Below are 14,612 nucleotides of genomic sequence, written 5' to 3' on the forward strand. Positions count from 1 at the left end.
GAAGGCATCTGAGCCACGAATGTTTTCGTGGTGTTGAGGTAAATCAAAGCGTTGTTGCTTGCTATTCACTAGCTTGTCTTGGTTACTTTTGAGGATGTCACTGATGTGTCGATAACGATCAAGCTTGTGTTGATTGGCGATAGCGCAAGCATTGTTCAGGCGCTCATTTGAGTAAATTTTTGATAACTTTAGTACCCCTAGACACAAGTTATAGGCTTGCTCAGGGTGTGTTCGGCTATCCAGTTGATGCTTTATCCATTTTGTGACCTCAGGGCCGATACTACTTGCCCAGTTTAAGAAACGCCCTGGATTCCATTGATGGTGTTTCTCATGACGCTTCGGCATATGGTGAGGTTCTGTGGTTGCTCCTGGTCGATGCTTACGGATATGGTGGCAAATGGCTTTACCTCGGAAGTAAACGCCTAGCTGCTTGTCAGTAACGTGTAGTTCAACTTTTTCACCAACGAGGTGATGAGGAACAGAGTAATTATGACGGTCATACTTGATGTGATAATCGATACCAACTTTAGCGGATTTGATGTCAACAAAGTGATAAGGCAATTTGGGCAGAGGTGCTAATGCGGGTTTATCTAAACTTTCAAATAAGCTCAATCTGTTCCCATCTAACTGCTTAAAAGGTTTGAGGTTCACTTCTTTCAGTAAGGCTTTAATGCACTGATTAAGCTCCCCAAGTGAGAAGAAGGTTTGGTGCCTGAGTTTGGCTAATATCCAGCGCTCGATGATTTGCACACCAACTTCAGCTTTTGATTTGTCTTTGGGTTTGTAAGGTCTAGCAGGGATGACAGCGACATCATAGTGCGCAGCCAATTGTTGATAAGAAGGATTGAGATCAGGATCGTAACGACAAGCTTTACTGACACCGGATTTAAGATTATCGGGGATCACTATTTTGGGCACGCCACCAAAGAACTCAAAGGCTCTAACATGGCTTTCTAGCCAGTCTGGTAATGATTGCGTATACGTAGCTTCAACATAGGTGTAATTGGAAGCGCCAAGCACAGCAACGAAGATTTGTGCCGTTCTGACTTCTCCAGTTGAGCCGCAGACGATTGGGATCGTTTGCCCTGCATAGTCAACAAATAGCTTTTCTCCGGCCTTGTGAACTTGCCTCATTGAACGTTGCTGTTTCTGTTGCCAGCTTCGGTATCTGTCACAGAATTGAGAGTAGCCAAAGCTATTATTTGGATATTGTTGTTTGTACTCCTCCCATAGAAGTTGTTTGGTAATGCCTTTTTTCTTAAGTTCAAGGTGAACTTCGTTCCAGTTCGGTAAGTGCAAAAGCGTAGAACCACTTTGTTTTTCACTAGGGAAAATCATGGCTTCAAGTTGTGAGTCAGTAAGTTCTGGTGACAAAGGCCAGCTCAGGTTGAGCTGTCTTGCTTTGGCTAGGGTTCGTTGCACAGTACCGACACTCACTTTGGTACTAGTGTGAATTTGTCTAAGACTGAGCTTTGCTCCAATCCCTAAGCGGATAATCTCTTTTAAATTTCGCATTGTTATTCTCTTTGCTGGCATCACCATTTCTCATTACAAAAAAAATAGAAATGGTAATCTTTAAGAAACAATACGTTAGGTGAATTATGGTTTATGTGGATCACTCATTCCGGCATGTGGATCACCGATTCCGGAATATTGGCAAAAGTGATCCAGGTTAGACTGGAATCAGTGATCCATTTATAACTGGAATAGGTGATCCACTTGAGCCGGAATTACTGATCCACTTTGGCTGGAATATGCATCCCAGTTGAATTTGCCATCAAAGGTATTAAAGCGGCCGTATAACCAGCTGTAACCTAAGTGTTTAATTTTGAAGTTAACAAACGCATGTGCGCCTTCAATGTCCACTTTGTAATCGGCCGCGTTTACGCTTCCCGTCATCGCAGCAAACAAGGCTGCCATTAATACTGTCTTTTTCATCTTAGTTCCTTAGTCTTGTTTAAATGGCAACATGCGCCTTAGAGTGTCGTCTTTATTAATCAAATGATGTTTGAATGCCGCTAGTACATGAAGGGCAACCAAAGAAATTAATCCCCAAGCTAATTCCCAGTGGATATTACCCGCGATATCTTCTTGCTGATCGTGCATGGCAGGCAGTGCCGCCACTTCAAATACTCCAAATACATCGATGCTGCGCCCATCAGCGGTTGAGATCAGGTAGCCTGAAATCATCAAAGCCAGTAACCCGACATACAGCAGTAAATGCGCTATGTGTGCGGTCTTATTTACCAGCGCGCTATTGGTCGCTAAGTCTTGTGGACGAGGGTTAAACCAACGCCAAAGCAGTCTGAATCCAAGTGTTAGCATCAACACGATCCCTAAGGCCTTATGAAGTTCCAATGAACCTCGGTACCAAGGGTCGTAATACGTAAGCTCAACCATATACAAGCCAAGACCAAACAAACCGAATACGGCTAATGCCATGACCCAATGTAATAAACTGGCGACAAGTCCATATCGTTGTTGTGAGTTTTTTAGCTGCATATTTCTTATTCAAACATCAAAAAGTGAATGCTAGATTACAGAAGATTTTTCTGGCCGAAAATCGACAAATATGAAAAACTATTGTGCATAAATCGACAGAGAAAGCTGGGAACTTTTATGGATGTGTCATGGGATGATTACAAAAGTGCATTTGCGGTAGCTGAATCAGGCAGTTTAAGCCAAGCTGCGAAACATTTGAGGCTTGCTCATAGCACCGTACTTCGCCATATTGACCGCTTAGAAGAAACCTTGGGAACAAAATTGTTTTTTCGCCACCAGCGAGGATATCAACTGACTGAAGCTGGGCAGGTATTTTTAAAAGAATTTCCCCACATTCAACATCATTTTAAGCGCTTAGAGAATCAGCTCCACAATGCTTCGAACGAACTGAGTGGCAATATTGTGATCACCACAGTGCCCACTTATGCCATGCGTTTACACTCAACCATAAAATCATTACGCAAAGCTCATCCTCGGCTTAGGGTAACCATGCACGCCACTGACGAGGTCATTCCTCTTGAAAACGGGACCGTGCATGTCGCCATTCGCCCAGGAAGTAAACCGAAAAACAGTGATGTGATTGTAAAACCCATCAGAGCAATGGAGCTGAAAATCTATGCCCATGAAAGCATTGCCAGCAAAGGATTGCCAAAAACCATTGATGACTTACATCGTTTTGATTGGGTGACCCCCACTGGCTTTAAGCGCAATATTGTTATTTTTAAAACCATTCTGCCCCATATTCCTCTGGAACGAGAGGTTTATCAATCCAATCACTTTTCTGATATGGCCCATGCTATTTCAGAAGGGATGGGGATAGGCGTAATGGGAAAAGAAGTCGCCGACGAACTGCCACATTTGATTGAAACCCCATTCCAAGTTCCAAATCAAATTGATCACCTGTGGTTTGTTTACCATCGAGATTTACGCAACAGTAACAAAGTCGAAGCCTTATATGAGCACTTGTTGAAAAATCTAATTTAACGACTGAGTACAATATCTGACACATAGCCTTGTGCGCAACTTTCTAGTGCCGGAACGATAAGCTCGGCAACTTGCTCAGCCGTCATAAATGACTCTAAGGGATAGTCGACGCTGGTTTGCTGCCAAAAACCCGTGTTCATTCCCGCTGGATAAACTCCAATTACTCGCACTTTGGTGGATTTCACTTCTTCACGTAGTGCTTCGGTAAAACCTCGTACGCCCCACTTTGCAGCACAATACACTGTTTCATTAGCCTTACCTTTTTGTGCAGCAGTAGACATGACATTGGCAATGACACCTCCCTTAACTTGCATTATTTCCACAAACGCTCGACATGGGTAAATAACTGAAAGCAAGTTTGTTTCTAAAGAAGCAGCGATATCAGATTCATTTATATTAGGTAAGCGACCAAAAACGCCATGCCCTGCGCAGTTAATCAAACCATCAGGAACACCCCAGTTTTCGACGACATATTCTTTCAGGGCTTGAACATCAGAAGCCTTAGTCAGATCGGCAACAAACAACTTATGGTTGGCGTCGTTCAGCTCGGCCAGTAAAGTCTTTAATTTTTCCTCATTTCGTCCAACCAACAACAAGCGTTCACCTTGCTTTGATAAACACTTTGCTAACGCTTGACCTAAGCCACCAGCGGCACCTGTAATAATATATGTCATGATTCTCGTTTCCTTAAAAGCGGTGTCATTATAAAAGAAAACGGCATCCTAACTTCAACGTAACATTAAGCTTGTTTCACAAAAGCCTAAAATATTTTATATGCTTTATAGTTAATTAAAAATTGAACGTTTTTACTGTATCTATGCCAGCTATCATAACGTCAGAACAGCTCCCCACTTTGCTCAAACAATACAAATACTTGAGCAAAATAGGCTTAAATCAATCAAGGGTTGAAAGGTTACTCACAGGCAACCATGCTCAAGCTGTTCACATGGGGCTGTTCGATAGGTTTGTTTCATTTATTTTCCGCCTTCACAAAGCCGAAGCCTTAGAAAACCTCTACCAATTACTTACACATGATGATCAAATGGCTATTGCTATAGACGATAGCAATCATCAAGTAGAGGAACACCCTGATAAACCAACAATTGAAGTTACGGCCTATGAGCGTTTCATGCGAATGAAACAAATGGCTACTCCCGATAATACGGATAAGTTTCAAGCAGAAACTACACCTCAAATGACGTTGAAATTGACGATTGATGGTATTACTGTCTATGAGTCCGAATTGCAACATCAACTTAGGAGCATAACGACTAAGGACGGTTCACCTTTTTTCATTTACCTGCAACAAACGTTGATGAATTATTTTACCAATAACCCTATAAGGGTGAATGAACAACTGGCTGCTCATGGAGATCATCAAATTGATACCAATAAAGGTTTTGATAATCTTGGCACCGATGATGCCCTACCGCTCTGTATTGCCTACATTCGCCATGCCAAAGAGCTGTCTCCGCTATTACAATTTTTAAAGGACACTCAGACTCCAGCAAAAATGATCTATGATGCCGTATCGCAATGGTCAGGTAATGGTATTGATAAATTCAACGGGGTGTTATTTGCAACCGCATTATCTGTCGTGAATGGTGAAATTGCCGCAGAGGATTTGAACGAGGTAGAGCAAAGTTTATGTCAAATGGGTAATGCTTGCTATTCATTGGTTACACAAGAACATGAAGGCAATGAAGATAGGCAAGCCGAAGCTGAAAGTGACTTTATCGAACAAAGCATCAATCATCGTGCACTGATGTCACATCTCAATTATAAACGGCAGTCCGAAAATAGGTCACTGCAATTAAGCTTGAACGGACAGTTACTGCAGAATCGCCTCAAAATGGAAACATCGTCTCTGAAATAACAAGTCATAGCAATAGTGCTGGTCAGGAGTTGTAACAATTTAGCGTTAAAGCTATGAGAACAAATAGTACATCATTATTTGGTATCAACAACAAAAGTTAATCTAGCCTGAACTATAACAATCACGACCTTATTCACATTTCGTTACTAAAACTCTACATGCATCATTCTTTTGCGTTGAAAAGAACTCCATTATAATGATTACCTTTCGCACCCAATAATTACGATTACAAAGGTAATGACTTATGATTGCTAAGCTTTCAAAACTTGCCCTAGGTTTGTCGCTAGTCACAGCATCAACACTCACTTTCGCTGAATCCATCACGTTTGATTCTCACGTTAAGCAAGATACCGATACCTTGGTACTGTTTTATGGTGAAAATGGCGCTAATACAAGCTTCAAAAACTTTGACAAGCAAAGCAATGGTCAATTGACAAAAGCGATCAAAGCGGCTGACTTTAAAGGAAAATACAGCAATACCATAGAGGTTTTGGCTCCCAACAATATCGATTATCAACGTATTGTCGTTATTGGTACGGGTAATAAAGCGTTATCAAAAAGCACGGCCACAAAGCTAGGCGGTAATTTATCTGCCAAACTTGAAAAATCACAAATCAAAACCGTTACTGTTGCCGCTGATGACTTAGCCAATAACGCTGAAACGGCGGCACTCATTGCCCATGGTATTAATCTTCGTGCTTACCGCTTTGAAAACTACTTTAAAGAAAAGCGCCATGAAAAATCTTTCTATTTCGATGTGGATAACGCAAAGGCCACTCGCAAGGCATACAAGCCATTAAGCTACATAGAAAGTGGCGTATTTTTAGCCCGTGATTTAACCAGCGAAACACCTACAGAAATGACGCCTGTTGATTTTGCAAAAGCTGCTAAAGAGCTTAAAAAATACGGCGTAAAAATCACAGTATTTAACCCTAAGCAACTGAAAAAATTGGGAATGGGCGCGCTTGAGGCGGTTGGCCGAGGCAGCAGTGAAGGTGCTCGCTTAGTGGTTGCTCACTATAAAAACAGTGATGAAGCACCGATTGCCATTGCCGGTAAAGGTATTACCTTTGATTCTGGCGGTTATAATATCAAAACCCATAGCTCTATCGTACACATGAAGTCGGATATGGCAGGCGCGGCTGCCGCATTAGGTACTGTCAAAGCGCTAGCCATGGGTAAAGAAAAAGTGAATGTTGTTGCCGTTATGGGTATGGCCGCTAATATGGTTTCTGAAAACTCTGTAGCCCCGGGTGACGTACTGACCACAGCGCAAGGCTTAACCGTTGAGATCACTAACACCGATGCCGAAGGCCGTCTAGTACTAACCGATGCGATGTGGTATGCCCGTGAGAAATTCAATCCAAGAATTTTGATTGATGTAGCAACACTAACAGGCTCTAAAGTTCGTGCTGTTGGCAATGAATATGCGGCTGTATTTTCTGAGGACGACAACTTAGTAAAACAACTCACCATGGCAGGTAAAGAAGTCAACGAAAATCTATGGCGCTTACCGTTAGGGTATAAGAGTGCGCTTAAGAGTGGCATTGCTGATTTACGTAACACGGGCTCAAGCGGCCCAGGTGCAACCACCGCAGCAACCTTTTTGCAGCAATTTGCAGGTGACACAAAGTGGGCTCATATTGATATCGCAGGTAATGCCTTAGCCAGTTCATCAAAAGGTGAAGTACCAAAAGGTGGCACTGGCTTTGGAGTAAGATTACTTACGGAATGGATTTTGGAAAACAAGTAATATTGCATCTTGAATTCACAATTTATACAACTTGAGAGCGCTGCGGCGCTCTTTTATTACTACAGCCCTTAGTTATTCTTAATGGGATTACTCTGATTTTGAATCCCAAGAGAAAAAGCAACTGATCCCCAATAAAATCCAAACCGTTACCCCGCTCCAATATAGTGTAGGCTCTTGATCGCGGTATACAATACTATAGAGATAGGTATAACCATGGTACAAATCCCAGCCAGCCCAACCCAACAACAAAACACCTATGATCTTCCAAAACATCATACTTCTCCAATTTGAACTTAAAACACCAAACAGATCCCAATAGATTTACAAACCAATTAGTTTGTCTGCAACTATACCAATTCAGAGCCCTCTATTCCTTGTCCATTTCTACTTTATGCCAGCAGTCGTGAGGATTAAATATAATTAATGTGCTTTAGTCGCTAGGGGAAAGTAGAGTGTTAACCTAATGTTTTATAAGTCAATCTGTACATTCAACGAGTCAGTGTGGATATTAAGAGCGAAATACCAATCACAGTCGGGAGATAAAATGGCAGTTAAAAGCGATAGGCTTGATACCCCAACACCACATCAGTTTCAATTAATTCAAAATCAATTATTAGAATTTGATTCTGACAGTGATGATTCTCTCCCACAACCATTGCTAGTTCAACGTCACCAAAGAAAACCACTGGGTTATCACTTACAACAAAATACATCAGCTGGGTCTGACACTAAGTCCCCTATATGTGTATTTTTAGAACAGCCATCGACAAATGTGTCCTCGACAACCTCAATGTCTGCTTCAGGTACACTGACATCAACGTCTTCTTGTGTTTCAACAAGTTCATCAGACAATTCAGATGATGAGAAGACGCCCTCTAGTCAAGCTGCGAGCTCTTCCTCTGCTTCAATCTCTGAAGATGAGGGAAAAAATAGCTTAGTTGCTCCATTAAGGCCAAAGAGTGCAATGGGTATGAGAGAAGTATCTAAGGAACATCAGGCCGAAGTTGAAGCACGAAGAAGAAGCAAGCCAGAACAATTTGCCAGTACAGAGCACCCATTAGCTTTGCTCTTTGTAAAACCAGAAAGTCGACAAAGGCCACAGTCAGCGGCTTTACCACCTAATCCTATCAGTCAAGGCTACAGAGGTATGACTCGTTCTCAGTCAGATCAATTTACTAAACGAGATTCTGGCTTTGGCTCGAATTCTGCGACAAGTAGTACCGTAAGCAGCAGACCAAGTTCTGGATCATATACAACACAAAGAATGAAAGATGTCTTTCAACAAGAACAACAAAACATCAAAGTAAAAAGCCAGCTTCGTTCTGATACACCTCAATCGGAAAATATTCACGATACAGTAAAAAAAGGTGACTTTACCAAATTAAAAACGCTAATTCGCCAAGGTGCCTGTGTCAACTTACCCCTTGCTCCAAACTGGAAAACGCCTTTACATTGCATTACTGAGGCAGTCGGACAAGCGACTCAATACTCGCTACATCAGCAAGCGATGTTAATGCACTTACTCAAAACCGAAAGAGTAAACCCTAATTGCCAAGATAAAAATGGATACACACCTTTACATTACTTATGTCTCAATGCCAATGCAATCCCAGAAAATATTCTTCTTGAGTTACTTCGTTGTGGAGCCAATCCTACCATCCAAAATTTACAAGGACTGGCACCATGGCAATTATGTTTAGTTCAATCTAAAGCTTCAAAACAAATCATTGGTTATCTGGTTGATAACATCGCCTCTAAAGACAGTGTACCCACTGAAGAAAAAGTCAAACTTCTTGCTTGGCTCAAAGTAACAAAGCGAAACATATCCATACCAGACTCTCTAAAGGCACTCCAAAGTAAAGTCACTCCTGTAATCGGCGCAAACAAACACCTCAAGAGTGTGTATCAAAGAGCGCTCACTGAAGCTAAAAGCTTCTGCTCAACTAAACACAAAGACCACGAACTCGACGCCAGCCTAACTAAGTCTCAATTAAAACAGTATCTTGAATTCATTAACATCAGAGAAGTTCAGAGAGTTCAAGATCTCTTAGAGCAAGGGTATCCGGTTTCCTTACCAAGCAAAAATGCTCAACTTGCTATTCATACGGCTTGCCATCCACATAAGCATTCAAAAGCCTTGTTGGAAGCGTTACTGTCTCACGGAGCAGATGCGAGTGCCGTAGACAGTGAGGGTATTTCTCCATTGCATGTCGCAGCACAAAATAATAACGCTTGTGTATTCGAGCTATTAAAACAGCACAATGGAAATCTCGATAGACCTGATGTATTTGGTCGTACACCACTCCATTATGCCGTAACCTCCTGCACTTCTGACGATATGGTCAAGTTACTTGTTGATAATGGTGCTGAAGTAATGTGTAAAGACAACAACCAACTATCCCCAATTCATATGGCTTTATTAAATGGAAACCGTAGTGCTGCACAAATAATGGTTAATTCTCTTACAACTAAAGACTTTGCAAACCATTCACAAAAAGTACGATTGACGGCCTGGTTAGTGGAGTATAACGCTACAGAGTACTTACGAGGTGATTTACGAGATGAAGTGTCGTACTTATTTCCAGCTCCTGAATAAGGACACCAAAAACAGTGACTAAGTAAATGGCTTCTCGCTATGCAATGACCTCTAGAAGTGAAACCCATTACCAATATTTCACATTTTACGGTGACGGCTTTAAACAACATTTCGAAGAACTGGCTGTCAAAGAGGCTGAGACAATCTCACAGTTTGCCAGCTTTCATGAGCAGAACTTAATTGGAGAACAATCCTATTGGGCTAGTCCTCAAGCGCAAATTTTAGCCGCTCAAAACTCTTATAAAGCCCAACCGCAGAGTGATGACAGCATTAAAACAAGGAAAGTTGAGCCTCCATTAGCAGTAGTTTTGCCTAAGCCAAAAATATACAAAACCAAAATAAAGCTTACCTCAGCTGAATTTAAAGAAGCCATAGAACAAGAGGGATTTGAAAAAGTAACAGATGTCACTCAGATAGAATTAGTAGCAGACCCTCGCAAACACACCAGTGTTTTTGATGCTTTGAGAATACAGATGGATGTTGATCAAGTACCATCCTCAGAGGAGCAGCTTGATACAGTCTATCCACAAGCTAACCTACCTAATCCGACAAAGTTGCAACCTCATAAATCGAGAAGAACTTCCCATAAAAACACAGATGAAAAGTCGTCAAAAGAAATCACCCCAAAATCGAATACACCCGCACACTATCGACCATCAGCTGCACCCTTGGCATCATTAACACCAAAGGTTGAACCTAGCATATCTCGCGAATACACCAGAAGGCATTTTCCAGCCATGCTCCTCAGCGCACGAATTCAAGTTGATGAATACCAACGCCATCATTTAACTCAGCACGAATCTTCGCTTATGCAAAGAAGAGATTCATCAGCGAACAAGAAACATAAGACAATACACACATGCCACGTGAAAAAAGACTCATCTAACCTAGTAGATGCTTTATCACATTTGTTTACCATCACGCCTAACGAGGAAGACAGCACAGGAAAAACACCACTACATTATGCTGCACTGAGTAAGCAAATGCCGAAAGAAGGAATTGAATTGCTATTTGCTCAAGGTGAACGACTTAAGATACAAGATAATCTGGGCTTTACCCCGTGGCAATATGCGCTTTTACACCAACCAAGAGAAAATATTTCAATATTTATAGGGAAACTAATTGAGCAAACGGTTGATGATGATAGCGTTTTGGACATTGTCGCATGGCACTATGCGGTAGAAAAGGGCAGTTTGATACCAAAATCGTTAGCAAGTGTAAAAGAAGCGACACTGTCTATCTATGCTGCGACCTTGATATTTGCTGATAACCAATACAACTGGTAATCGCTTAATTCTCACTATCACACAAGAATCAAAACCTTAATGCGTACTCTATTCTCGTGAAGCTGGTCGTCATTTATATGTCAAAGTAACAGATACAAAAAAAGCAGCCTAAGCTGCTTTTTTCAGTGTTTAACTAAATGTCGATATTACTCAACGATTTTAGCTACAACACCAGCACCAACTGTACGACCACCTTCACGGATTGCGAAGCGTAGACCTTCGTCCATCGCAATTGGGCAGATTAGAGTAACAACCATCTTGATGTTGTCACCTGGCATTACCATTTCTACGCCTTCTGGTAGCTCGATAGTACCAGTTACGTCAGTTGTACGGAAGTAGAACTGTGGACGGTAGCCTTTGAAGAATGGAGTGTGACGTCCACCTTCTTCTTTCGATAGTACGTATACTTCTGACTCGAAAGTTGTGTGTGGAGTGATAGAACCAGGCTGTGCTAGTACTTGACCACGCTCAACTTCGTCACGCTTAGTACCACGTAATAGGATACCACAGTTCTCACCTGCACGACCTTCGTCAAGCAGCTTACGGAACATTTCAACACCAGTACAAGTAGTAACTGTAGTGTCTTTGATACCTACGATTTCTACTTCGTCACCAACTTTGATGATACCGCGCTCAACACGACCAGTTACTACTGTACCACGGCCTTGGATTGAGAATACGTCTTCGATTGGTAGAATGAACGCACCGTCGATTGCACGCTCTGGCTCTGGGATGTAAGTGTCTAGAGCGTTCGCTAGCTCAAGAATTTTCTCTTCCCACTGTGCTTCACCATTTAGTGCGCCTAGTGCAGAACCTTGGATAACTGGTAGGTCATCACCTGGGAATTCGTATTCAGATAGAAGTTCACGTACTTCCATTTCTACTAGCTCTAGAAGCTCTTCATCATCAACCATGTCACACTTGTTCATGAATACGATGATGAAAGGTACACCTACCTGACGAGATAGTAGGATGTGCTCACGAGTTTGTGGCATTGGGCCGTCAGTAGAAGCAACAACTAGGATTGCGCCGTCCATCTGTGCAGCACCAGTGATCATGTTTTTAACATAATCCGCGTGACCTGGGCAGTCTACGTGTGCGTAGTGACGAGTTTCAGTGTCATACTCGATGTGAGAAGTATTAATGGTAATACCGCGCTCACGCTCTTCTGGAGCGTTATCGATTTGTGCGAAGTCTTTAACGTCACCACCAAACTTTTTAGTTAAAACGTGTGAGATCGCTGCGGTTAGAGTAGTTTTACCGTGGTCAACGTGACCGATAGTACCAACGTTAACGTGCGGTTTGCTACGTTCAAATTTTTCTTTAGCCACTTTATATTCCTTTTCTTTCAGGAGTCCTACCACTTACGATAGGACGGCTTAAGTCTTAAGATAAATGTGTTGGAACTCGAAAGCTTAGCCTCGAGCTTCCATCATCGCTTTTGCAATGTTTTGCGGCGCTTCAGTGTACTTCAAGAACTCCATAGAGTAAGAAGCACGACCTTGAGTAGCGGAACGCAAGTCGGTCGCATAACCAAACATTTCAGATAGAGGCACTACGGAGCGAACAATCTTGATGCCGGCCACGCCGTCATCCATACCTTCGATTAAGCCGCGGCGACGGTTTAAGTCACCGACAACATCACCCATGTACTCTTCTGGGGTAGTTACTTCTACCTTCATGCATGGTTCGAGCAACACAGGCGACGCTTCAAGCGCACCTTTTTTGAAGCCCATGGAACCAGCAATCTTGAAAGCCATTTCGTTGGAGTCTACATCATGGTATGACCCATCGTACAAAGTGACCTTCACGTCCAACACAGGGAAGCCGGCTAATACACCGCTCTTCATCTGCTCTTGGATACCTTTATCAACGGCAGGAATGTATTCGCGAGGAACCACACCACCCACAATTTCGTTGACGAATTCATAACCTGAGCCTTGCTCTTGAGGCTCAATTTTCAACCATACGTGACCAAACTGACCACGACCACCGGATTGACGAACGAACTTACCTTCGACTTCAACGGCGTTCTTAATGGTTTCGCGGTACGCCACTTGCGGCTTACCAACGTTACATTCTACTTTAAATTCACGACGCATACGATCAACGATGATATCAAGGTGCAATTCACCCATACCTGAAATCAAGGTTTGACCAGACTCTTGGTCGGTCTCTACGCGGAATGATGGATCTTCAGCCGCCAGCTTTTGTAGTGCAATCGCCATTTTCTCTTGGTCGGCTTTCGAGCGTGGCTCAACCGCAATGGTGATAACTGGATCTGGGAACTCCATACGCTCAAGAATCACTTTGTGTTGATGATCACACAGCGTGTCACCCGTGGTCACTTCTTTTAGACCAATGGCGGCAGCAATGTCACCGGCGCGAACTTCTTTCAGTTCTTGGCGATCATTGGCGTGCATCTGCACGATACGTCCGATACGCTCTTTCTTCTCTTTAACTGAGTTGTACACCATAGCGCCCGTTTCCAGCACACCAGAGTACACACGCATAAAGGTTAACGTGCCCACAAATGGGTCAGTCGCAATTTTAAAGGCTAATGCAGAGAATGGCTCTTTGTCGTCAGAGTGACGCTCAACTTCACGGTCACGGTCGTCAATACCCTTAATGGCAGGGACATCAATCGGGGCAGGAAGGAAGTCAATAACCGCATCCAATACTGCTTGAACACCTTTGTTTTTAAAGGCACTACCACAGGTAGCCAGTACGATTTCGTTGTTGATGGTGCGTTGACGCAATGCCGTCTTGATTTCCTCTTCGGTTAAGTCGCCTTCTTCAAGGTACTTATCCATCAATTCTTCATTGGCTTCAGCCGCAGACTCAACCAAATACTCACGCATTTCTTCAGCTTTATCTTGCAGATCAGCCGGGATTTCTTCGTAAGTGAAGGTCGTGCCTTGGTCGGCTTCGTTCCAGTTGATGGCTTTCATCTTAATTAGATCGATAACACCTTTGAACTCGTCTTCTGCGCCGATATTCAACTGGATAGGAACACAGTTTGCACCCAAACGATTACGGATTTGATCCACCACGCGGTCAAAGTCAGCACCAGCTCTATCCATCTTGTTAACAAACACCATACGTGGCACGCCGTATTTGTCCGCCTGACGCCAAACTGTTTCAGATTGAGGCTCTACCCCTGACGATCCACAAAAGACAACCACAGCGCCATCTAGCACGCGCAGAGAGCGTTCTACTTCAATAGTGAAGTCAACGTGTCCGGGAGTATCAATGATATTGATGCGATGCTCAGTGAATTGACCGTCCATACCACGCCAGAAAGTGGTGGTAGCGGCAGAAGTGATAGTGATACCACGTTCTTGTTCTTGTTCCATCCAGTCCATGGTTGCAGCACCGTCGTGCACTTCACCGATTTTGTGGGACAAGCCTGTATAAAACAAGACACGCTCTGTGGTAGTGGTCTTACCCGCATCTACGTGAGCGCAGATACCGATGTTACGATAGCGCTCAATAGGAGTGTTACGAGCCACGAAAAAATCCTCTCTTTTAGACTATTTGGTATTATACCAATTCGAAATGACGCTAATCAGACAGTGTAACTGTTTTTTCATATTTAACATCATTGCGAATTGG

12 protein-coding genes are annotated in these 14,612 nt (G+C 42.9%); 5 read left to right on the forward strand and 7 right to left on the reverse strand.

Translation table 11 applies throughout. The features are described from left to right. The 3 genes from istA to D5018_RS11995 form a co-directional block, all read right to left on the reverse strand. Window positions 1–1,536, reverse strand: a 1,536-nt coding sequence (gene istA, locus D5018_RS11985; protein ID WP_121839289.1) for an IS21 family transposase, incomplete at its 3' end; no start/stop codon positions are given. A gap of 159 nt (window positions 1,537–1,695) precedes the next feature. After that, a complete protein-coding gene (locus D5018_RS11990) occupies window positions 1,696–1,938 on the reverse strand; it encodes a YceI family protein (protein WP_416351541.1) in 243 nt (80 codons plus the stop codon). A 9-nt stretch (window positions 1,939–1,947) separates the two neighbouring features. Beyond that, a complete protein-coding gene (locus tag D5018_RS11995) occupies window positions 1,948–2,502 on the reverse strand; it encodes a cytochrome b (protein ID WP_121839248.1) in 555 nt (184 codons plus the stop codon). Between the two features lie 117 nt (window positions 2,503–2,619). Here D5018_RS11995 and D5018_RS12000 point away from each other — a divergent pair, with 117 nt between their 5' ends. Continuing rightward, window positions 2,620–3,486: a LysR family transcriptional regulator gene (locus D5018_RS12000; RefSeq protein ID WP_165905054.1), complete on the forward strand. Its 867-nt coding sequence runs from the start codon at window positions 2,620–2,622 to the stop codon at window positions 3,484–3,486. Here the strand turns inward: D5018_RS12000 and D5018_RS12005 are convergent. Then, on the reverse strand, window positions 3,483–4,160 hold the full coding sequence (locus tag D5018_RS12005; protein ID WP_121839250.1) for an SDR family NAD(P)-dependent oxidoreductase: 678 nt from the start codon (window positions 4,158–4,160) through the stop codon (window positions 3,483–3,485). The two genes, D5018_RS12000 and D5018_RS12005, sit on opposite strands and share 4 nt — an antisense overlap. A 143-nt stretch (window positions 4,161–4,303) precedes the next feature. Between D5018_RS12005 and D5018_RS12010 the strand changes: the two genes are divergently transcribed. Beyond that, a complete protein-coding gene (locus D5018_RS12010; RefSeq protein WP_121839251.1) occupies window positions 4,304–5,362 on the forward strand; it encodes a hypothetical protein in 1,059 nt (352 codons plus the stop codon). Between the two features lie 244 nt (window positions 5,363–5,606). Beyond that, window positions 5,607–7,115: a leucyl aminopeptidase gene (locus tag D5018_RS12015; protein WP_121839252.1), complete on the forward strand. Its 1,509-nt coding sequence runs from the start codon at window positions 5,607–5,609 to the stop codon at window positions 7,113–7,115. Between the two features lie 87 nt (window positions 7,116–7,202). Here D5018_RS12015 and D5018_RS12020 read toward each other — a convergent pair whose 3' ends face one another. Beyond that, window positions 7,203–7,391, reverse strand: a complete 189-nt coding sequence (locus D5018_RS12020) for a hypothetical protein (protein ID WP_121839253.1) — start codon at window positions 7,389–7,391, stop codon at window positions 7,203–7,205. A gap of 268 nt (window positions 7,392–7,659) precedes the next feature. Between D5018_RS12020 and D5018_RS12025 the strand changes: the two genes are divergently transcribed. Beyond that, a complete protein-coding gene (locus tag D5018_RS12025; RefSeq protein ID WP_165905055.1) occupies window positions 7,660–9,711 on the forward strand; it encodes an ankyrin repeat domain-containing protein in 2,052 nt (683 codons plus the stop codon). Window positions 9,712–9,737: 26 nt separating this feature from the next. After that, window positions 9,738–10,997 (forward strand): ankyrin repeat domain-containing protein, encoded by a 1,260-nt coding sequence (locus D5018_RS12030; RefSeq protein WP_121839255.1) that lies wholly within the window; start codon window positions 9,738–9,740, stop codon window positions 10,995–10,997. Between the two features lie 146 nt (window positions 10,998–11,143). Here the strand turns inward: D5018_RS12030 and tuf are convergent, their stop codons facing one another. Then, a complete protein-coding gene (gene tuf, locus D5018_RS12035; RefSeq protein WP_121839256.1) occupies window positions 11,144–12,328 on the reverse strand; it encodes an elongation factor Tu in 1,185 nt (394 codons plus the stop codon). Window positions 12,329–12,412: 84 nt separating this feature from the next. Continuing rightward, window positions 12,413–14,509 carry an elongation factor G gene (gene fusA / locus D5018_RS12040; protein WP_121839257.1) on the reverse strand — a complete coding sequence of 699 codons (2,097 nt, stop codon included), beginning with the start codon at window positions 14,507–14,509 and terminating at the stop codon, window positions 12,413–12,415. Window positions 14,510–14,612 lie beyond the last annotated feature (103 nt).

Source organism: Parashewanella curva (genome assembly GCF_003675895.1).
GTDB classification, from domain to species: domain Bacteria; phylum Pseudomonadota; class Gammaproteobacteria; order Enterobacterales; family Shewanellaceae; genus Parashewanella; species Parashewanella curva.

Coding starts and splice junctions, on each gene's coding strand:
- D5018_RS12005 (WP_121839250.1), bottom strand. CDS start 4,160: ATGACATATATTATTACAGGTGCCGCTGGTGGCTTAGGTCAAGCGTTA.
- D5018_RS11990 (WP_416351541.1), bottom strand. CDS start 1,938: ATGAAAAAGACAGTATTAATGGCAGCCTTGTTTGCTGCGATGACGGGA.
- D5018_RS12025 (WP_165905055.1), top strand. CDS start 7,660: ATGGCAGTTAAAAGCGATAGGCTTGATACCCCAACACCACATCAGTTT.
- D5018_RS11995 (WP_121839248.1), bottom strand. CDS start 2,502: ATGCAGCTAAAAAACTCACAACAACGATATGGACTTGTCGCCAGTTTA.
- D5018_RS12015 (WP_121839252.1), top strand. CDS start 5,607: ATGATTGCTAAGCTTTCAAAACTTGCCCTAGGTTTGTCGCTAGTCACA.
- D5018_RS12000 (WP_165905054.1), top strand. CDS start 2,620: ATGGATGTGTCATGGGATGATTACAAAAGTGCATTTGCGGTAGCTGAA.
- D5018_RS12020 (WP_121839253.1), bottom strand. CDS start 7,391: ATGATGTTTTGGAAGATCATAGGTGTTTTGTTGTTGGGTTGGGCTGGC.
- D5018_RS12010 (WP_121839251.1), top strand. CDS start 4,304: ATGCCAGCTATCATAACGTCAGAACAGCTCCCCACTTTGCTCAAACAA.
- D5018_RS12030 (WP_121839255.1), top strand. CDS start 9,738: ATGGCTTCTCGCTATGCAATGACCTCTAGAAGTGAAACCCATTACCAA.